Origin of the sequence: Nonlabens sp. MB-3u-79 (assembly GCF_002831625.1) — a bacterium.
GTDB lineage: Bacteria > Bacteroidota > Bacteroidia > Flavobacteriales > Flavobacteriaceae > Nonlabens.
In genome coordinates this window covers 3069550-3089663 of sequence record NZ_CP025116.1, presented here as the reverse complement: position 1 = coordinate 3089663, position 20114 = coordinate 3069550, and the positions used below count along the sequence as shown (strand labels likewise).

The window sequence follows — 20114 nt, the reverse complement described above, 5'->3', positions numbered from 1 at the left end:
TTCAATTTTCTTGCGTTTTTCTTCTTGAGAATTTAATAGTTCTGTTTGCTGCTTGCATCCACAGAATGATAGAATAAGTACTGTGAGAAACGATAATGTAGCGAAGTATTTCACTTTTATCTTTTTAAGTTAATGATGCCCAACTTTCAACCAATAGATTATATCGTGTATTGCCATTTTTTATTCCCTGCTAGCATTGAGTAATTACACCAAAATAAGGGAAGTTATTCTTGACCTGTTTTTCTGAAAAGTCAAAGCAAAGGCTATTGAATTGTGTTACACTGTTTGGTTGTCCCCCTTAGTTTCGATGCAAAGGCTCAGCATTTGGGAGTCCAATTAATACGGTAAGATTTGTATTACCTAGCTTATTGTGTGCTATGTGCACTATAACTAGGCTATTTGGGTTTGCGTAGCAAATGTTTATGTAACAATAGCCCAATTCGTGATGATGTTGACTGTTCTATATTCACGAGAGTATATCGCTTTCGCGAAAGCGTCAAACCTTAACTAAATATTACTTGTATCTTGGAATTAGGAGTACCTTAAAAACTTATAATTATCTGGCTATTAATTTTATGGCATTGTAAAATATTTGTTGACTTACAATGCTACAGAAATAGATACCTGTGCTTAAGTTGTTGCTGTTTAATGAAATTCTATTTTCTCCAGGTGTTGTACTATGTGTTGTTTGGGATATTACTTTTCCTAATTGGTCATAGACGACAAGTTGTACAGTTTCTGTTTGCTTCGTTGTAAATTGTATCGTTGTTGCGGAGGTTATTGGATTTGGTGATGCAAAAAGATTCATTGTTTGTTGAGTTACGTCTTCTACACCTGGTGTGTCTTGAGATAAATGTAGGTTTTCTAGTGTTAATTCCTTTGAACTAATTGAGCCATCTTCGCTTATCATAGTAAACACCACGGTCACGACATCATTTAATTCTAAACCGGTGCTATTTCCTGATTTAAAACTCGATATGGGTAAAACGTAATTTTGTGTTATATTATCTAAAGTAATGTTGCTTTTATATTGTTCTTCCCAGTTAGAAACACTTGCTTTTACAAATGTAATTTCTAAACTTCCTGTCCCTTTTGCACTAAATTTTAAGCTATTGTAGTCACTTAAGTCTACGGCTTTGAATCTTGGGGTAAGCGCTCTGTAAGCCGCTACATAGCTATTTGTTGTTGCTTTCAAGACAATGTTGCGTTCTATCGGGAAATCATTGGGAGCATAGGTAAAATCGTTTGGTAGAATTGCATAGGTGTCTACTGTAGTGTCTCCTTGTGAATAATCAATTCCCCAAGGTCCATCAGACATGAATAAATCGTCTGGTGTTGCAAAGCCATCACCAATTCTAAAGCCGATATCAAATAAGTTTCCAGTTTCTAATTGTAGGTTTGTAATGTATTGTTCATTCAATGCTACTGTTGAGTTCATGTTGTCAAATTCACTCGTTTCCGTGGTTCTAAGATTAGCATCAAAATGTATGGTTTCCGTAGCATTCATATTGATGATTTGTAAATCTAAAGCACCATTAACATACTTTCCTTTTCTAACAAATACTGTTGGAGGTGTTGAGTTGTTATATGTTGAAATTAATTTTTTCACATCTAGTAAAAATAAGACTTCTTGCCCAAGTTTAAATAAATCATCAATTGAGTTCGTCCAAATTTGAAAGTTATAAAAGGTGACATTTTGTTCGTATTGATCGAGATTCCAGTGACTCTCTATCGCGAAGTTTCCATCATTGTTTACCACCTTAGCCGATAGACTTAATACAAACTCATAAGTGCCATCTACATTTTTTATAATAGACTTAATGAATGATTGTCCGTTGATGTCAATCGTATTTACGGATATTAACTCTGCTCCTAACAAACGATCACAAATGTATTTAGTATGTTCATAAACCCCATTCTCAGTTTTTATGGCCAGAATAGAAGCTACTGGAATGTTGTTTCTTAAATAATCTACACCATATATCTCAGTTGCATTTGTAATACTTACTAAATCTGAAGGTGAAGCATCAATAACCTCATCTTCATTAATAATATCTAAAGGAATAAAATCTTCTAAACTAAAATTATTATTAGTAGCACGTTGTGCATATACCCCCTTTTTAATAACTCTTCTTGCAGAATTTCTATCGAATGTATATCCTGTTTTTGCACGATTAAAATTACGCTTATTGATCTGTTCTGATAATCGGTTATTACTTTCTAAACCACCGTCACTACTTCCCGTTGTTGCATCTAGTGAGAGGGAACAATCACCATAAGTTGAACATGAAGGATCTTCACAATCTATAAGGCCGTCACCATCATCATCAATTCCATTATCACAAATTTCTTGGCTCACAATAGCTGTAGGGCAACGTGCACCATCATTGTTAGAGCTTGAGGGTCCGAAAGCAAATAGTTTCGAATTTATTGTACCATTGACTATTACGCTTTGTACACTTTGAATGGCATATATTGTTCCTGTTTCACTTGCTGATACATAAAAACGACCATCTGCATCGAAGTACGTTGCATCATACGTATAGGTTACTCCTGATAAGATTGGCACTTCGCCTAAAGCTTGTACGTTTCCGTTTGAAGGATCAATGCGATATAAAATATTTGAGTTTCTCTCTACGGTGTATAAATTTCCGTCAACTGCATTAAAAGCCCAATCATCAATACTTATATTTAGAGATAAACTTTCTGTTGATTGGTGTTGAGTGTAATTTGCAGAATTAGGATCAAGATCTATTTTATAGTAGGTAGTGCCTTCACCCTTTAAATAATAGATGCCGTCTGCACTTATATCTCCAATAGTTCTATCACTAGTTGGTAGTTCATTTATATAGAAGCGGGTTGTATTGAAATTTCCACCAATACGTACTATCGTTTTTTCTGGAGAACTTAAAGAACCCCAAATATACCCGTCTACTGGATTGTATCCTACTGCATTTATACTTCCTGTAGTAATGTCTGCAGCAATTTCATAAGAGTTCCCTGATGCTAAATCTAGAGCGTAAATATCATTGTTCTGGAATAGATAAGCACTGGAATCGCAACCAAAAGGAATATTATAAGATGGAATTGTCGCAACGGTTCCATTGATTGCGATCGCGCCAACAGTAGAATATAATCTGCCGTCTAGATTTCCTCCGGCTCCCAATTCAACTGCTCCTGGATATCCTATAAATGTGCCAACCATGGTAGTATTTGCCCCCAAACCAACTGCGCCAACGGCAATCCAAAAAACATTGTCAGACGAAGCGCCATTTGCTAAAATAATATTCGAGCCAGCCACTGAAGAAAGCGCTCCTTCAATTTTAAAAACAAACAGAGCATCAGGATCTCCCTGAGCATCTAATGTCAGAGTTCCAAGAATGGATGCAGCTGCTCCAGCAGTATACACTCCCGGGTAAATAGTCTCCCCGGCAACACTGCCATAAATTGTACTATGATTCGATATTGTGACTGGTGTGTTTTGAATTTGAACGCAGGCTGCTGCTAAATCTATAGCGGCTTGTGTAGTAATTGGATTGGCATTTTCTATAGTTCCGTTTAGAACTGTAGGTGATCCAAAGCCAGATATTGCTCCTATATTAGAACCAACATCACCCGTAACTGTAGAAATACCGGTATTGGCTACTGCTCCAGCTCCTGTAAACAGTATAAAATTAGCCGCAGAACCAAAATAGAAATCTGTTGATGACTGATTACTCTGAGCTGTTGTATTAAAACTACAGGCGATGATAAGGATTGATAGTAATATTATTTTCATGACCTCATTTATTTATGCTGCGAAAGTATACTACAAATACAGGTCATTTTTCAATTTTCGATTGATGCAAAACGGACAACGTTGGGATACAATTTACTGTCGACGAATGGCTTTTACCCATTGTGTGAACCAAAGAAATCCAGCTTACTTTTTTCTAATTTTCAAAAAGTTCAATTTTGTTTCATGCTTATTTTGAAATTGTTAGCTAGTCTTTTTTAGGAAGTTTGTTTTCCTATTGCTTTTGGATTGGTTCGGTGCCACGGTCTTTAAAGGATAAATCGTATTGCACCGTTTATTTAAAGACTACTAACAGCAAGTATTACAACGTTAAATTACTTCTCAACTGTTAAAACTGGAACTTTCTATTTAGTGATAACGGGGCGTTTAGTTTTGTTTCTAGTGCGGAGAGTTTTTTATAGGTATCGGTTTTTTGTTTTTATGCTTCAATAAATGGCTCGTGTAAAAGACTCTAGCAAAATAATAATTGAGACTATCGTTCTGCTCTAAATGAAATACCTTCTAATGAGACCCAATCATTATCACAGCCTTGACTTATAAAAACACCGCCTGAATACCTAACATCAACCCTACATCGTTCTCCACCTTTAGTTTCAACGGTGAAAATCCGACTTCTTATCGGTCTATAGCCAGCTGGCAAAATGGTCGCGTAATTACCTAAGGTACCATTTTTAATTAATCCTTGTAAATGAACCCTACCTAGTTTATCCTTGTAGTATTCTGGAAAAGACCAACCATTTGAGTACGTAACCCAATTGTTTTGCATGATCATACTAACATCAGCATTATCTGTTATATTACCAACCACAAGAGTACCATTAACCTCTAACTTAGCAGTAGGCGCAGTAGTTCCAATACCTACTTTCCCATCTGAAAGAATTGTTATTTTCTCTGAATTGCCAATTCTAAGACCCAATTTTTTTCCGGCAACAGAATTTAAAAAGGTTGTACCATCATTACGTTGTATCAGCGCATAGCCATTAGTATCAAATTTAACGTCATTGTGAGTAATTACAGCATAAGCGCTGTTTGTTTCCCACACCCCCGCAAATAAATTCCCCAGATGTGCTCCCGTACCAACTGAGGTGCCGCTCACGTGAAGTAGCTCATCTGGCGCAGTAGTTCCAATACCAACATTGCTGCTGTTGGCATTGTACATGTTGTTACCATCAAAAGTCCATTTATCAGCTTCAGCAACCGCTATGGCATTCCATGTGCTGCCATTAAAGTAATAAAACCCTGGAGTATTATCGGTTTGATAAACCATTAAGCCTTGTGAAGGATTGGGTATATTACCTCGTTCAACTAGTGTCATCCTTGGTATGAGCAACCCTTTATCTGTAGATTGAATATCGAGCATGGAACTTGGGTCTGGAGTAGTAGTGTTTATTCCTACCTGTGCCATTAGCCTCGTATGGCAACTTAAAATAATTAAAATAACAACTACAATTGCATTTTTGAACATAACTTTATAGGTTAATTGATAGTATAATATGATTTTTTTTCCTTTTTCTTTTTCAACAACAATAACATATACCTATTTTGGTTTGTGAAATTGAATTTCTTTCTTTTCTTAAATTCTTTCTACGAAGCAACTTTTTTCCTAAAGTATTGTGAGCTAACAAAGTATTTATTTCTAAGCTCGCAGTATTCACTATGATAATATGGCTATCATTATTATAAAACACTTTTGAGCCATCTAAGCTTGTTTCATTAATGGTTATTAGAGTGTCTCCGGGTTCTAAATAGAAATTATCAAGAAACTAAAGAGCTCGTTATTTTTTATAATACTTGTCGTATGTCTTTTTTAATGACTTACAAATTTTTATGTCGGCCGCGAATATATAGTCTTTGCTTGGGTAAAAAAAAATGAGCGGTACTTTTTGTACGATAAATCTGAGGAATACCTTAAGTAATTTATTAGAAGCTGTTTATCTTTAAGGCACTTGCTGTATTTGACGGAGTTGCTGCTGTTACTTGTTAGGATGGCTACTGTAATTTAGTTTTTGGTCTAGCTCGCTTTTACCACTGCGTGGCTATGATTTTTTTAATTAATTTGGGTTTGCCGCAGAAACAGCTATTTGATAGTCCTATAGGAGGTTGTAACGATCTCTTTTGCATAAAGGTATTGGGTATCTGTCAAGTCTAAATGCCCATTTTTTTTAGCTTACCGATAGCGATTTTGATAAAATGCACTTTATGTTTTGTTAGTGGTAGTTATTTTATTAATTCTTCAAAAGCGTATTTTGTGAGTATTTCATGGCCTCCTTCGAATAATGTTAGTTTGATATTATTCGTTTCCTTACGAAGTATTACTTCTCTTCCTGAAATTTGTCCAAAGTCACCTAGCGGTTTTCTGAATTCAAGGAGTGCTAATTTTTCGGTATCTGATACATACTTAGTACTATCAGTAACACTGAGATCCTTAAGTAATTTATTATAAAAGTTAATGGAATGTGTAATAGGAATAACACCATTCCCAATCATGCCATCATATATTCCTGTTGATATTTCTAATGTTGAATAATTCAATTTATCAATAGGTGTTTTCCAGAATATTGGTGATTTCTGTTTCGCAATTTCCTCATTTAAAACGTCACCTTTAGATTGGGTGCAAGCAAGAATTTCAGCAGCATATTTAAGCTTGAGAGTTTTAGTTTCTTCATGCCATTGTATCAAATCTACCAAAGGAACCCAAGACGAGAATTTTTTAATTTTATGTTTCGATTTCATAAACATTGCTAAAGTTGCATACCCGCCTCCGCTCATTCCAATCACATAAATTCTTGTTGTATCTACGTTTGCATTTTCTATAGCAAAATCTATTGACGCATCAATGTCTGATATTACCATTTCACTGCAACAAGCATCTTTCGTATTGTTCATACCTCTAAAATTTGGGTGGATGTAGTTGTAGTCTTTTTCAAATGAGAACTCATTTATTGAATCGTACTGAGTGTAAGTAGCGCTCCATGTGTGGAGACTAACTATTAAGGGTTGTGGGTCAGACGATTTAGTTTTGTGAAAATAGGCAGATTGCAGCGTTTCATCTATGGGAGATTTAATTTCCACAATATTAAATTCATCACTCCATTTTGGAGTTTCCCTGATTTCAACATTTTGGTCTTCTTCATTCAGGAAATTCGGTAATAGATTAAACTGATTTTCAACAATTACTCCGACACCTAGAGATACTATAATGATTAGCAAGACTTTCTTATTCATAATTTTATTTATCGGATAACTAGGGTTAACGTGAAGTATAACAAAACGTTTTAATGTGTGCTATGCGTTGCTGTTTGCATGTTATTTATTATGCTTCTGGATTGCATCAATAAAATTCTGATAGAACATATAATGAATGGTTTTGGCCCATTTTGTTTAATAAAAAGCTTTTGTTTTAATCAGTAGTTGCACAAGGAAATTCTATTAGCTGCGGTCCGTCTACCGTATAGAAAGTTTCATCGCAGGGACCACCGGATTCTGGTTCACAAGAAGGTAAAAGTAGTACCGCAAAGAGCATCATTGTAAGGATAGTAATTTTTTTCATTGGTAAAGTTTGTCTTAAATTCTTTTAAGGTTAGATTCGTGTGCTGTAGCATTTCGCGAGGTATTGTTTGCTATTAACGCTGGTTGCTGTAGTGTTTTGTAAATATACTTTATAATTCCTTTATTTTTTACCATACAAGGTGATAAGGGTTTTACTTATATTGGCAGGCCATACGGAAAGATGTGATTCGCCATCAAATATTTGACAACTTAATTCGATATTTTGATAATCAGCATTTTCAAGAGATGTTTGTATCTTTTGCATTGAGGGAATAAATCTTATCCCTTCATATTCACCACAAGAAATAAAAATTTTAGTTTGCGGTATATTCCAAGTTTTATTTTTTCTGAATTGAGTAACGGATTGGTTTAATAATTTATTATTATCCCACCAAAATGAAGGACTACTGATGCCAAATCGAGTAAAATAGCCATCTGAATTTATTAAACAATAAGCTGTAAAAAGGCCCCCAGCTGAGTGTCCTGTAATACCTCTATCAGAATTAGTTTTATAATTATTATCTACGAATGGGATTATTTCGGTTTTAATTGATTTAAGAAATTCAGCTGCGCCACCAGTTGTGAAAGATCCTTTTAGAATTGCATTTTTACCATAATTCGCGTCATTTTCCCAAACAGTATCTCTTGACGTCGTGTAGTCGTCAAATCTATCATTGTACCAAGAAAGAAAATTAAGTCCTGAACCAATTCCTACTATGATTAGATCTTCTATTTTGTTTCCCCAATCCAAAATTTCTCTTGTTCCTCTGGTTGTGGGAAAAGCATACTCACCGTCCAAAATATACAAAACGGGATAAGTAATTGTGTCTTTTGTCGAATAATTTGTAGGAAAAGAAATGTACAATTGATAATTTCTTCCTCTAATCTTGGAGAATACGGTATGGTCTGGCTCTGTTTTTCTGTCTTTTGGCTCTAATTTTTGACCAAATGCTGCAGTACTACAACAATGCTAGCTGCTACCACAGGCGCTTTTTTATAACAGATACCAATGGCCCTTCTTGGGTAATGGCGCTTGGTTTATTATTATCAATCAAGTACAAACGAAAATAAACGTAAACAAACGGTTAATAGTCGATTGTAGATTTCAAGCCTGCTCATCTTTGTACCGTCATCAAAAACAATAGATGGCAGCAACTTTTTTTTTAACCCATACAAACTAATTTATTATGAGCAATCTAAGCAACAGAGTACAGTTAATCGGACACCTAGGTCAGGATCCAGAAATCGTAAATTTAAACGATGACAAAATACTAGTAAAGTTCTCACTTGCCACCTCAGATCGTTATACCAATAAGCTAGGCGAGAAGGTGACCGACACACAATGGCATCGTCTCCTAGCCTTTAATGCTACGGCAAACATTATTTCTGAGTATGTAAAGAAAGGGAGTAAAATATGCGTTCAAGGAAAACTAGTTCATAGACAGTGGGAAGACAAAGACGGCGAAAAACAGTATACCACCGAAGTAGTATGTGATCAAGTATTAATGCTAGATACGAAGGCTTGATCAACAAAATTGCGCTAACGCATTCTCAGTACCTGAAAGCGTTAACTACAGATTAGAACTATAGAAAGCTTATTAGAGTCCAGGTAAATTTGGAACTGGTAGGCTTTCTTTTTGTGTCAAGCACTAATTTTTCTAGTAAACCCGCTCGTATTCATTACAATGGAATTTGCACAGAAATACCTGTTTCTACATCAGGGGCATTATTGACGTTAAGGTCTTCTTTGACATAAATGGTATAAGATATTTTAGGTCGTGCATGTGTGTATAACAAAGACCAGCTGCTTAAATTTTCAATAAGCGTGGTATAGCCATAATGCCAGCCTTGATTGATGGCAGCATAATCTCCTTTGAGATGAAAATAGTCAGCTTCTTCTTTTTTAAAGTAAGAGGTCTGATTTTGATAATTTACGCCTATGATGTTTTGGTTTCCTTTGGAGCTTTGATGGGTCCATTGTGCCATGACCTCTCCAGAGCCTAAAAACCTGTTGTTTCCTAGATCGAGATTATCACGTCCATCAATAGCATTTTTATACAATACACTATATCCCAAACCGAACCAAAGATCACTTTTAGTGTTTAAGCGGTATTTTTTTACCGCATTAATTCCTACCCCTAAGTCCAGTGAATTATTGTAGGCACTGGTGTTCCAGCCTATCTGTGACTGCAAGTTAAAAAACAGATTGCGCTCGTTCCATTTTTGCAATTCGGGATAATAAGTGTGTGCCAGTTCGACACCTCCTAAAATGATATCGCCAGCTTGCATATTCAACGTCTTACCATTGCGATCTGTGTAGTTTACTGCCACTTCATTCACCCCATAAAACTTCCTGCCAAAAGGATCTTCACCACCAGCAATATTGCTGTGAAACCATTCAATAGAGGCATCATTGGTAAAAGGGGAATTAACGAAATTACCTTTTAGCGTTTGAAAAGCTCGCAAGCCTATTCTTATCTCGTTGCGATCGTTTAAAGGCAAAGTTAGTGCTGGACGATAGACTTTGTAAACCGCATCGATTTCTATATCCATTACCTGCGCAGGAGTTGTTTCTTGATCTACAAAATCAAAAACTCTAAAATACCAGATTTGGTCAGCAAATTGAGCTCTTAGGCCTGGGTCATCAGGAAGAAAGGCCTGTACAGGAGCATGAAAATTATTTCCTGATTGTGTCTCTAGATGCAATTGAGGGGTAGTACTTGCGCGCACTTTAAAATTTTGTGTCATGCGAGAAGAGAACAATCCAAAATGATGCGTAGATGCTAAATGTGGTTTGAGTAGCCCATTGACCTCTACTTTTAAGGAATCCTTTTGTGCGAGGCATAGAGCGCTACAAAATAGGACTATCCAAACGCTAAAGCATACATGCTTTTTTGATAAGAAGAAAGGATTGCTACTCATGTGGTAAAAATATTGTTTTCCTAAGTTAGAAATAGCACTTCTGTTAAATTTGTTCTAGAGCTATGATTTTGATTCCGCTTTCGCGAAAGCGGAACACTCATATATCTTTTAAAAAGCCGTACTTTTGCACGCTTAAAAATCAAGCACTATGCGCAAGATCTTCAATAATTTCAGTAAAAATCCGAAGGACGATATTCTGGCGGGAATCACTGTTTCTCTAGCAATGATACCAGAGGTAGTTGCCTTTGCATTTGTAGCAGGAATAGATCCTTTAGTGGCGCTTTCTGGTGCTTTTATTATTGGTTTGATCACAGCACTTTTCGGTGGTAGACCTGGATTGATTTCAGGAGCTGCTGGAGCAGTGGCCGTTATTTTTGTGGATTTGATCATCAAAGGACATGAGAGAGGAATGTTGATGGAAACACCAGTGGAGAATATGGGTTTTTATTACCTCTTCGGTGCTGTAATTCTTATGGGATTGATCCAGATTTTAGCAGGTGTTTTTAAAATAGGGAAATTTGTACGACTGATTCCGCATCCTGTAATGATGGGATTTGTAAATGGTCTAGCCATTGTCATTTTTATCGCACAGGTAAAAATGTTTACCCATAAAAAACTAGAAGTAGGAGCAGATGGTATAGACAAATACACCTCTACTTACATGCAAGGAACAGAGTTGTGGATCATGATAGGTCTGGTTGCTCTAACCATGGCGATCATATGGTTATTGCCTAAATTAACTAAGAAAATTCCAGCGGCACTTACGGCTATATTAGTGACCACAGCGGTAGTTATTTTTAGTGGTATGGATGCAAGTACGGTAGGTTCTTATATTATAGAAGGTGGAGGAACTGGGCTGAAAGGGGAGCTGCCAACGCCTAATATGGAGCTTTGGGAGAATTTACCTATAGGTTATGATACCTTTTTGTTCATCTTACCCTATGCCTTTCTTGCTGCAGCTGTAGGTCTTATTGAATCATTAATGACCATGAATCTGGTCGATGAATTAACAGAAACTCGAGGTAGTGGTAACCGAGAATGTGTGGCTCAAGGCGCAGGAAACATCATTAGCGGATTGTTTGGTGGGACAGGTGGTTGTGGTATGATAGGTCAGACCGTAATTAATATCAATGCTGGTGGACGTGGTCGTTTATCTGGTGTCATGACGTCAGTGACCTTATTAACCTTTCTATTGTTTACAGATAAGCTCATCGAGCAAGTGCCTATAGCTGCTTTGATAGGTGTGATGTTTATGATGGTTATTGAGACTTTTGCTTGGTCTAGTTTTAGAATTTTAGGCAAAATACCCAAATCAGATGCAGTTGTTTTAGTTATTGTTTCTGTAGTGACTGTTATTTTTGATCTTGCTATAGCTGTATTTGTAGGAGTAATTATTTCGGCATTAGTATTTGCTTGGGAAAGTGCAAAACGCATTAGAGCTCGCAAAAGCATCAAAGAAGATGGAACTAAAGTGTACGAAATTTGGGGGCCGTTATTCTTTGGTTCGGTAACAGATTTTAATAAGAAATTTGATCCTAAAAGCGATCCAGATAAAATAGAAATAGACTTTATTGAATCAAGAGTACAAGATCATTCTGGTATTGAGGCTTTAAGAGGTGTAGCAAATAAATATTTGGATTTAGGAAAAAAAATCAAACTCACGCACTTAAGCCCAGAATGTAAAGAATTACTGATGCGTCATAATCCAGAATTTGATACGATTATAGAAAGCAGTATCGAAGATCCGCGTTATCATATTGCTACAGATTTATTAGACGCAGAAGTTTAGTGTTTTACGAGTCTTAAATGATTTTTGCTACTTGATATAACCTCTGTAGCGCATTATCTGATGGTGTTATGAAATAATCAAGGGGTCCATCATAGTATGACAGGTACATCTGTTTCCTGTTTTTATTTTCAGTACTTTTTAAAACTTTTTAGGGCACTATTTTACAGGAGGCTATCGTTATCATATTGTGAATGATAGGATTCACGAAAGGGTCCCTATATATGCGGTTAAGTGTTTTTTTAAGTTTATTTATTTACTCGTTGCTCTCGGCTCAAAGTCCGCAGGTGCATAGTGGTGCGGTAAAGACGGATACGGGTTATTCTTATTACGTTACTAATGGGGAGCCGGTTTCTATTTCTGTAAAGCTGGACTTAGAACTTATCAACCTTAGATCCAGTCTTAGAACAGATCAAATTTTTGTCATTCCAGCTCATGCTGTGAATTATAAAATTCTCGATTTCACAAGAATTAAGAAAGGAAGGTATGCTTATCAAGTGACGGCTTCCTATTTATGGGGCGATCAACGAGAACTGCAGTATGACGAGCTATTCAACTATCATTTACCTTATGCGAAAAGTGCTTCTTGGCGTGTTTCTCAAGGTTATAATGGCAGCAGTACTCATAAAAACACCTATGCTATAGATTTTACGATGCCTATAGGTACAGCAATTCATGCCTCTCGCAGCGGCACGGTTATTCAAGTCAAGGAGAATGAAGCCATAGGTTGTAACGCTCTTAAATGTTTGGAAAAAGCCAACTTTATTAGAATCCTACATAAAGACGGTACTATTGCCGAGTACACGCATTTAAAACAAAACGGTTCTATAGTGAAGAAAGGCGATTTTGTAAAGCAAGACGATCGTATTGCTTATAGTGGCAATACGGGGTGGACTACAGGGCCACATCTTCATTTTACAGTGTACCAGCCGTGTTTTGGAAAGAAAAGTAAAACGCTGCCTGTTCGATTCCAAATAGGTACTGATGTTATTTCAAGTTTGCTGGTAGAAAATCGCAGTTATCGCAAACCTTAAAGGCTGGTTTTCAGCGCGGAATTGGAGCAGTGTCTCGCTTTCGCGAAAGCGAAATAATTCCCTATCATTTACAATTCAAAATCCTTATTTTTGAACAAAGATTTATGAAATGGATTTAGACTTCAATAAAAACGAAGATCACAATAAAATGCTGCTTTCTGACCTGAGAAGAAAGTTTGCCCAAGTAGCTCTAGGTGGAGGTAAAAGCCGCATTGAAAAACTACATGCAAAGGGTAAAATGACGGCTCGTGAACGTATCGACTACCTGCTTGATAAAGCTGATGATGCTATAGAAATAGGAGCCTTTGCTGGAGATGGTATGTATGAAGAACACGGCGGTTGCCCGAGCGGTGGCGTTGTGGTGAAAATCGGATATGTTCAAGGTCGACAAGTTATTGTTGTTGCCAATGATGCAACCGTAAAAGCGGGTGCCTGGTTTCCTATTACAGGAAAGAAAAACCTGCGAGCTCAAGAAATTTCAATAGAAAACAGACTGCCAATTATTTATCTAGTAGATAGTGCAGGAGTTTATTTGCCTTTGCAGGACGAGATCTTTCCAGATAAAGAACACTTCGGCCGTATTTTTAGAAATAATGCCGTGATGAGTAGTATGGGGATCACTCAAATAGCTGCGGTTATGGGTAGTTGTGTTGCCGGTGGAGCTTACCTACCTATCATGAGCGATGAAGCATTGATAGTGGATAAAACAGGAAGTATTTTCTTAGCGGGTTCTTACCTAGTAAAAGCAGCCATAGGAGAAACAATTGACAATGAAACTTTAGGTGGAGCGACAACGCATTGTGAGATCAGTGGTGTGACTGATTACAAAGCAAAGGATGATAAAGACGCATTAGATAAGATCAAAAAGATTTTTGATAAAATAGGTGCTAGTGACAAAGCTGGTTTTAATAGAGTAGAGGCTAAAAAACCAGCGTTAGATCCAGAAGGATTGTTTGGTGCGCTTCCTAGAGCACGCAATGCACAATACGACATGATGGAACTTATTAACCGTATGGTAGACGCAGACTCCTTTGAGGCCTATAAAGACGGTTATGGACAGACGCTCATTACAGGTTATGCTCGTATGGACGGTTGGGCAGTTGGTATTGTAGCTAACCAAAGAAAAATCGTAAAAACAAAGAAAGGTGAAATGCAATTCGGTGGTGTAATTTATAGCGACAGCGCAGATAAAGCAACGAGATTTATAGCCAATTGTAATCAAAAGAAAATTCCTTTAGTATTTTTACAAGATGTTACAGGCTTTATGGTTGGTTCTAAATCAGAACATGGCGGTATTATTAAGGATGGAGCAAAAATGGTGAACGCTGTTTCTAATTCTGTAGTTCCTAAGTTTACGGTTATTATAGGGAATAGCTATGGGGCAGGAAATTATGCGATGTGTGGTAAAGCATATGACCCGAGATTAATAGTTGCATGGCCATCGGCAGAGCTTGCTGTAATGAGTGGTAATAGTGCGGCAAAAGTATTGATGCAAATAGAAAAAGCATCATTAGAAAAAGCAGGAAAAAAACTAACGGAAGAAGAAGAGAAAGCGCTGTTTGCTAAAACTAAAGATAGGTACGATAAGCAAGTATCTCCTTATTACGCAGCTTCTAGAATCTGGACCGATGCGATCATAGACCCTAGAGATACAAGAAAATGGATTTCTATGGGAATAAAAGCGGCAAATCACGCTCCTATTACTAAGGACTTTAACCTTGGTGTTATACAGACTTAAGAATTTGAATCTTTTGAAATAGGTACTTATGAAATTTTTAAAGAGATTTTTTAAACTACTATTTATATTAGTAATGGCAGGCTACCTATTGATTTGTGGCCTGCTATACTTTTATCAAGAAAGCCTGCTTTTCTTTCCGGAGAAATTAAAAGCAGGATATCGGTTTGAGTTTCAAAATGATTTTGAAGAAAGGGATATTGTTGCAGGCTCGGGCCATATTATTAATACGCTGTTATTTAAGAAAGAGAATTCAAAAGGAGTTATATTTTATTTGCATGGAAATGGGGGTAGTTTGAGGTCTGTAGGGGATGTTTCTCAGCACTTCTTGCCTTTAGGCTACGATGTTTTTATGATCGATTATCCTGGTTATGGAAAGAGTTCTTCAGTAATTACAGATCAAGATGAGCTTTTTGAAGATATTCAAGATGTTTACAACGACCTTAAAAAAGTATATTCAGAAAACAGCATAGTAGTTTTAGGTTATTCTTTAGGTACTGGCCTTGCGGCAAAGCTTGCCTCTAATAACCGTCCTGATAAATTGGTTTTACATGCTCCTTATTATAGCATGACTTATATGATGCGACTTAATTATTCGTACATACCCACATTTATTTTAAAATACGACCTGGCTACCAATATCTATTTAAAAAAGTGCAAGATGCCCGTATACCTTTTTCATGGAGTTGATGATGGTTTAATTCCTGTAGAATCTTCAGAGCTGTTGAGTACGGAGTTTGATCTTCCTTTATATAAGTTAACCGATCAAGGACATAATAACTTGGCTGGTAATGCGGAGGCTTTATTTCAATTAAAGAAGGTTCTGAATAATTAGAAGAATTCTTTACAACTACTAAGTATATTTGTATATGCAGTTCGTTTATCTATAAAAGCATCTCTTTTTTTAAGCTAAAAGAAGATCATCTCCATACCTGTTGCTCTATTTATTAAAGCCTTGTATTTTTAAAGAATAGGAATGATGCGCTATTGCCCTATAGGACAAGCTTAGAGTTTAAAAAAAAAAATCTGAATTGATTTCAAACTAAGACGGTCCTTTATAAAAAGGAGTTACAACTCTTTACTATGTCTAGTCACGTCCTTCTCGTTTGTCCTTAAGACGTTGCTTAAAATTTCTTCGTTTTCGGTCCTTGACACTTCCTTGTTTGCCTCTGTTCCAAAACAAGAATATGACAAAAGCCAGTAAAACAGCTCCTATATAAACCCAGTCTTTATGTTCGCTTAAGATTTCCATGGTTGATTTCTTATATCACTTTCTATAACGCCATCACGCAGTCTAATCACTCGATGCGCATGCTCTGCAATTTCTTCTTCGTGAGTTACTACTATAACTGTATTACCGTTTTCATGGATTTTTTCAAAAAGGGCCATAATTTCTACACCAGTTTTGGAATCTAGATTTCCTGTAGGTTCATCGGCTAGAATAATAGACGGATTGTTTACCAGGGCTCTACCTACGGCAACACGCTGGCGCTGTCCACCAGAAAGCTGGCTGGGTTGATGGTCCATACGGTCTGCTAGTCCTACACTAGTTAGAACTTCTTTTGCTCTTGCCACTCGGTCCTTTTTAGACATTCCTGCATAAATCATAGGTAAGGCGACATTATCTAAGGCTGTGGTTCTGGGTAAGAGGTTAAAGGTCTGGAAAACAAAACCTATTTCTGTATTTCTAATATCGGCCAGTTGATCATCACTCAAGCTAGAAACGTCAGTACCATTGAGTTTGTAACTACCTGCAGTAGCTGTGTCTAGACAGCCTAATAAATTCATTAAAGTAGATTTACCAGAACCAGAAGGCCCCATAAATGCAACGTAGTCTCCTTTTTTGATGTCTAAATCTATTCCCTTAAGAACGTGAACGATTTCTTGACCTAGTTTAAAATCGCGAATAATATTGCGTACTTCGATAACATTTTCACTCATGCGACTAAATTATGAATTTTTGATTTGAAAGAATCTTATGTGTATGACGCAACGATGGTTATTTAGTTACAATTTTTGGTATTTAAAAAATGATGTTCTGGAATTGTAGTTCATTGTCCGCAAACCGACAAACTCAGCGCAAGTCTGTCATTTCACCAAATCAAAAACTAATTTTGACACACGTTGTAAGCTGTTTTTCCTCAATTAAAATCATTAGTGTCCGATAAAGTTTTTCCAATACCGTTCAACATGCTGCCATTGAAGAGTTTAAAAAGAAACATTTATACAACCACCATGCTTTTGTCGTTCTTCATTATTTATGAAATGCATGCGCTTAGAATAGGAATAAATCAACTGATAATTACTGTTTTTCAGTTAGTTATAGTGTAGTCTATAATCTTAGAGCGCAGCGATCTATGATCTTTTCTCGGACATTTGTGAATTAAAATAACTTGAATCCAGCTAATAAAATAAGTCGGCATAATTATTTTACAGCTGTACCTGGTCTTGGTTTCTAGGAGTGTTTGATTCAAATGAATAAATTAGCCTTTGGAACTTCCAATTCAAAGATTTACAACTTCACATAAAATCGCTCTTGCTTCTGTTCTTTTCTAAAGAAAATCAGTCCAAAATCAAAACAGTCCACGCTTGCCGTCACTTGTGGATGATGGCAAATTTGATTCCACGCACGAGTCATGTCTTTAGACCAGTAGATGTCGTCAAAGATCACGACCGTATCATTATGTACTTGATTCAAAATGCTCTCAAAGTAAGAACAGGTAGCGGCACCATTGTGATGGCCATCTATATAAATCAGATCGTAAACAGGAGAAGGAGTATTTTGTTTTTTAAAGAATTTTTTAAAAGTAGCATTCACAAGATTCACCTGTTGCACGCCTTCTTTTTCAAACGTTTTTTTTGCAAATTCATAAACTTCAGGACTTCCTTCTACAGTCGTAATTTGTGCTTGAGGTCTTGAGGTTGCCATAGCATGAGTCGCTACTCCTAAAGAGGTGCCTAATTCCAGAACCCTGTTCACTTTAAAATAAGTACACAATCGGTACAGCAATTGAGCGTCTTTTTTAGTACTGCAATTGTGCTGGAGAATTTGGCTTACCGTTCTGTCATTAGATTTAAAAACCCTACTTCCCGCACCGTGATCTTCTATATGTAAGCTGCTGTTGTTGTGGTGTAAGCTTTCGCGAAAGCGAGATAATTTTACATAATCCACATAGGATCCAGCATCTCTAAGACACTTTTTTTCCAATTGAAAAACAAAAGGGGAGTGTATGCCATGCAAGTGAAATGACTTGATGAGGTGAGAAAAATAAGTAAATATAAAGTGAAACAATTTTTAGTTTTTTACCGGAGCAAAGATGCCTTAAAAACGCGTGTTATTCGGCTTCTAATTTTTTAATTAACTCTTCTATAATCGTGGTGGAGGTGCCGCTACGAGCAGCTCGTTTTTTTGCCTTTTGAGCCGTTTTTAAGGACTCTTTATGATCTTTCATTTTATAAAGTACATGTGCCTTAGTCTGAAGGTTATAACCTTTTTCTTCCAACTCAATAGAACGGTTCACAAGGCTTAGGGCACATTTGAGGTCTTTTTGAGTGGTTAGATTTTTATAGATCTTCCAGCTCAATTCATTTAATTCTTGTGGGTTGTGCCACAGTTGCTCTATGTTTTTTTTGGTTAAATTTTCATGGGCACCTGCTACGATTTTATATTTAGAAGGTTTTCCGCGGTAGGGTAGAAGGCCTCCTTTCACCTCCATGGCATCGTGTTTTTCTATCAATTCGACCATTTTATTGCGGCGCATGACACTGCTGCTATGTCCTAATTTACGACCGTTTTTTATGAAAAAGTAAGTAGGAATGGAATTGACTTTAAGAATATCGTCTGTGATATTATCGTCTGTATTCATTTTATAGATGGTCACATCTATGGTTTTATCTTCTGAAATGGATTTGATAACTGGTGCCATATATTTACAAGGGCCACACCAAGGCGCGGTAAAATAGAGGACTTTGATCTGGTCATCCTTTGCCATTAGGGTTTCTTCCATTGTCGCATCGGTTACATATTCTTGTGCGTAGGAAGCCGTCGTTAATAAAAGTGAAAAAGTAATTATAAATAGAATTCGCATGGGGCTGTTTTTCTTTTTATACTAACTAGTTTTATGCCAGTATTATTGTTGGAGGATAATGTCGCTTTTTCACCTGCGGTCTTGTAGGGCGTGAAAGCAAGACAAATATAAACTTCAAAGCTCACAAAATAGTTCTTTATAGAATAGAGTTATTTTCAAAATTGATACGTTTTAAAATACATAAATGAATAATAGAAAAGAACAGCTTGCCGCTATAGACCGATTGTTAACCATTATGGAGGAATTGCGGGAGCAATGTCCATGGGATAAAAAGCAAACCTTAGAATCTTTGCGTCACCTGACCATTGAAGAAACTTATGAGCTGGGCGATGCAATTCTAGATAAGGACATGGAAGAGATTCCTAAGGAGTTAGGTGATTTGTTGTTGCACATTGTTTTTTATGCTAAAATAGGTTCAGAGACCAACCACTTCGACATGGCAAGTGTAGCAAATGGTATTTGCGACAAGCTTATCTCCAGGCATCCACATATTTATGGGGATGTAAAAGTGAAGGATGAAGAAGAGGTAAAAGCCAACTGGGAAGCGCTGAAACTGAAGGAAGGGAAAACCAGTGTGTTGGAAGGTGTGCCTAAATCTTTGCCAGCCTTAGTCAAAAGCCAGCGCATCCAAGACAAAGTCGCTGGAATAGGCTTTGATTGGGAACGGCCAGAACAGGTTAAAGAAAAACTAGAGGAAGAACTGGCTGAGTTGCAAGTAGAGGTAGACGCGGGGGATCATGATAAAATGGAAGCCGAATTTGGTGATGTGTTGTTTTCCTTAGTGAACTACGGTAAACATTTAGGAGTGAATCCAGAAAACGCCTTAGAACGCACCAATAAAAAGTTCATCAAACGCTTTCAATACCTAGAGTCCAAAGCTAAAGAAATAGGTAAGGAATTGCGGGATATGACTCTTGCTGAGATGGATGTGTACTGGGAAGAGGCTAAGAAGGTGTAGGTTGATGTGGAATTCTAATCGATTTTTGAAGTCGGATAATAGATCCTTAAAAGACATGCTATTGGTCATTTTGTCTTTATTGGTATGGATGGTCGCCGTGATCGATTAGGCGGATATCTAATGAGCGATGGAGATGTACTTCAACTTATGGCGTTTCTAGAACATCATGCACCAGAAATCGAATTAGAAGTACTTTTTGAGCATACTAAAGATTAATGCCTCAACTAAATACCATGCATCTTAATT

The 20114-nt window shown here is 36.8% G+C and carries 16 protein-coding genes; 7 read left to right on the top strand and 9 right to left on the bottom strand.

Going from position 1 to position 20114, the window contains the following annotated elements; translation table 11 throughout:
- Positions 1-556: 556 nt before the first annotated feature.
- From CW736_RS13620 to CW736_RS13605, 4 genes are all read right to left on the bottom strand, one after another.
- Positions 557-3778 carry an ice-binding family protein gene (locus CW736_RS13620; RefSeq protein ID WP_101014898.1) on the bottom strand — a complete coding sequence of 1074 codons (3222 nt, stop codon included), beginning with the start codon at positions 3776-3778 and terminating at the stop codon, positions 557-559.
- 490 nt (positions 3779-4268) lie between these two features.
- Positions 4269-5261 (bottom strand): hypothetical protein, encoded by a 993-nt coding sequence (locus tag CW736_RS13615; RefSeq protein WP_157810975.1) that lies wholly within the window; start codon positions 5259-5261, stop codon positions 4269-4271.
- Between the two features lie 752 nt (positions 5262-6013).
- Complete coding sequence (locus CW736_RS13610; RefSeq protein WP_101014896.1) at positions 6014-7021, bottom strand: alpha/beta hydrolase family protein; 1008 nt, start codon at positions 7019-7021, stop codon at positions 6014-6016.
- 445 nt (positions 7022-7466) lie between these two features.
- Positions 7467-8231 (bottom strand): alpha/beta hydrolase, encoded by a 765-nt coding sequence (locus CW736_RS13605; RefSeq protein ID WP_101014895.1) that lies wholly within the window; start codon positions 8229-8231, stop codon positions 7467-7469.
- 301 nt (positions 8232-8532) lie between these two features.
- Here CW736_RS13605 and CW736_RS13600 point away from each other — a divergent pair, with 301 nt between their 5' ends.
- Complete coding sequence (locus CW736_RS13600; RefSeq protein ID WP_101014894.1) at positions 8533-8871, top strand: single-stranded DNA-binding protein; 339 nt, start codon at positions 8533-8535, stop codon at positions 8869-8871.
- Between the two features lie 154 nt (positions 8872-9025).
- Here CW736_RS13600 and CW736_RS13595 read toward each other — a convergent pair whose 3' ends face one another.
- Positions 9026-10267 (bottom strand): hypothetical protein, encoded by a 1242-nt coding sequence (locus CW736_RS13595; protein WP_157810973.1) that lies wholly within the window; start codon positions 10265-10267, stop codon positions 9026-9028.
- 148 nt (positions 10268-10415) lie between these two features.
- Here CW736_RS13595 and CW736_RS13590 point away from each other — a divergent pair, with 148 nt between their 5' ends.
- The 4 genes from CW736_RS13590 (at position 10416) to CW736_RS13575 (ending at position 15657) form a co-directional block, all read left to right on the top strand.
- The gene (locus tag CW736_RS13590) at positions 10416-12056 is read left to right on the top strand and encodes a SulP family inorganic anion transporter (RefSeq protein ID WP_101014892.1); all 1641 of its coding nucleotides are present in this window, start codon (positions 10416-10418) and stop codon (positions 12054-12056) included.
- Positions 12057-12277: 221 nt separating this feature from the next.
- Complete coding sequence (locus tag CW736_RS13585; protein WP_157810972.1) at positions 12278-13087, top strand: M23 family metallopeptidase; 810 nt, start codon at positions 12278-12280, stop codon at positions 13085-13087.
- 109 nt (positions 13088-13196) lie between these two features.
- Positions 13197-14825, top strand: a complete 1629-nt coding sequence (locus tag CW736_RS13580) for an acyl-CoA carboxylase subunit beta (protein ID WP_101014890.1) — start codon at positions 13197-13199, stop codon at positions 14823-14825.
- 28 nt (positions 14826-14853) lie between these two features.
- Positions 14854-15657, top strand: a complete 804-nt coding sequence (locus tag CW736_RS13575; RefSeq protein WP_101014889.1) for an alpha/beta hydrolase — start codon at positions 14854-14856, stop codon at positions 15655-15657.
- Between the two features lie 252 nt (positions 15658-15909).
- Here the strand turns inward: CW736_RS13575 and CW736_RS14175 are convergent, their stop codons facing one another.
- The 4 genes from CW736_RS14175 to CW736_RS13560 form a co-directional block, all read right to left on the bottom strand.
- Positions 15910-16074, bottom strand: coding sequence for a hypothetical protein (locus CW736_RS14175; RefSeq protein ID WP_157810971.1), 165 nt, complete (start codon positions 16072-16074; stop codon positions 15910-15912).
- The gene (locus CW736_RS13570; RefSeq protein ID WP_101014888.1) at positions 16062-16763 is read right to left on the bottom strand and encodes an ABC transporter ATP-binding protein; all 702 of its coding nucleotides are present in this window, start codon (positions 16761-16763) and stop codon (positions 16062-16064) included. Before CW736_RS13570 ends, CW736_RS14175 begins: the two co-directional genes overlap by 13 nt.
- Positions 16764-17334: 571 nt before the next feature.
- On the bottom strand, positions 17335-18114 hold the full coding sequence (locus tag CW736_RS13565) for an O-methyltransferase (protein WP_101014887.1): 780 nt from the start codon (positions 18112-18114) through the stop codon (positions 17335-17337).
- A 43-nt stretch (positions 18115-18157) separates the two neighbouring features.
- Positions 18158-18910, bottom strand: coding sequence for a thioredoxin family protein (locus CW736_RS13560; RefSeq protein WP_101014886.1), 753 nt, complete (start codon positions 18908-18910; stop codon positions 18158-18160).
- 184 nt (positions 18911-19094) lie between these two features.
- On the opposite strand from CW736_RS13560, the gene mazG reads away from it, so the two are divergent.
- Complete coding sequence (gene mazG / locus CW736_RS13555; protein WP_101014885.1) at positions 19095-19868, top strand: nucleoside triphosphate pyrophosphohydrolase; 774 nt, start codon at positions 19095-19097, stop codon at positions 19866-19868.
- A gap of 84 nt (positions 19869-19952) precedes the next feature.
- Positions 19953-20084 (top strand): hypothetical protein, encoded by a 132-nt coding sequence (locus tag CW736_RS14340; RefSeq protein ID WP_262493801.1) that lies wholly within the window; start codon positions 19953-19955, stop codon positions 20082-20084.
- The last annotated feature ends 30 nt before the right edge of the window (positions 20085-20114 follow it).

Excerpts from the sequence above, each read along its gene's own strand:
- CW736_RS14175 (WP_157810971.1), bottom strand. The coding sequence starts at position 16,074 with ATGGAAATCTTAAGCGAACATAAAGACTGGGTTTATATAGGAGCTGTT.
- CW736_RS13595 (WP_157810973.1), bottom strand. The coding sequence starts at position 10,267 with ATGAGTAGCAATCCTTTCTTCTTATCAAAAAAGCATGTATGCTTTAGC.
- mazG (WP_101014885.1), top strand. The coding sequence starts at position 19,095 with ATGAATAATAGAAAAGAACAGCTTGCCGCTATAGACCGATTGTTAACC.
- CW736_RS13585 (WP_157810972.1), top strand. The coding sequence starts at position 12,278 with ATGCGGTTAAGTGTTTTTTTAAGTTTATTTATTTACTCGTTGCTCTCG.
- CW736_RS13615 (WP_157810975.1), bottom strand. The coding sequence starts at position 5,261 with ATGTTCAAAAATGCAATTGTAGTTGTTATTTTAATTATTTTAAGTTGC.
- CW736_RS13600 (WP_101014894.1), top strand. The coding sequence starts at position 8,533 with ATGAGCAATCTAAGCAACAGAGTACAGTTAATCGGACACCTAGGTCAG.
- CW736_RS13580 (WP_101014890.1), top strand. The coding sequence starts at position 13,197 with ATGGATTTAGACTTCAATAAAAACGAAGATCACAATAAAATGCTGCTT.
- CW736_RS13610 (WP_101014896.1), bottom strand. The coding sequence starts at position 7,021 with ATGAATAAGAAAGTCTTGCTAATCATTATAGTATCTCTAGGTGTCGGA.
- CW736_RS13620 (WP_101014898.1), bottom strand. The coding sequence starts at position 3,778 with ATGAAAATAATATTACTATCAATCCTTATCATCGCCTGTAGTTTTAAT.
- CW736_RS13575 (WP_101014889.1), top strand. The coding sequence starts at position 14,854 with ATGAAATTTTTAAAGAGATTTTTTAAACTACTATTTATATTAGTAATG.
- CW736_RS13560 (WP_101014886.1), bottom strand. The coding sequence starts at position 18,910 with ATGCGAATTCTATTTATAATTACTTTTTCACTTTTATTAACGACGGCT.
- CW736_RS13570 (WP_101014888.1), bottom strand. The coding sequence starts at position 16,763 with ATGAGTGAAAATGTTATCGAAGTACGCAATATTATTCGCGATTTTAAA.
- CW736_RS14340 (WP_262493801.1), top strand. The coding sequence starts at position 19,953 with ATGGATGGTCGCCGTGATCGATTAGGCGGATATCTAATGAGCGATGGA.
- CW736_RS13590 (WP_101014892.1), top strand. The coding sequence starts at position 10,416 with ATGCGCAAGATCTTCAATAATTTCAGTAAAAATCCGAAGGACGATATT.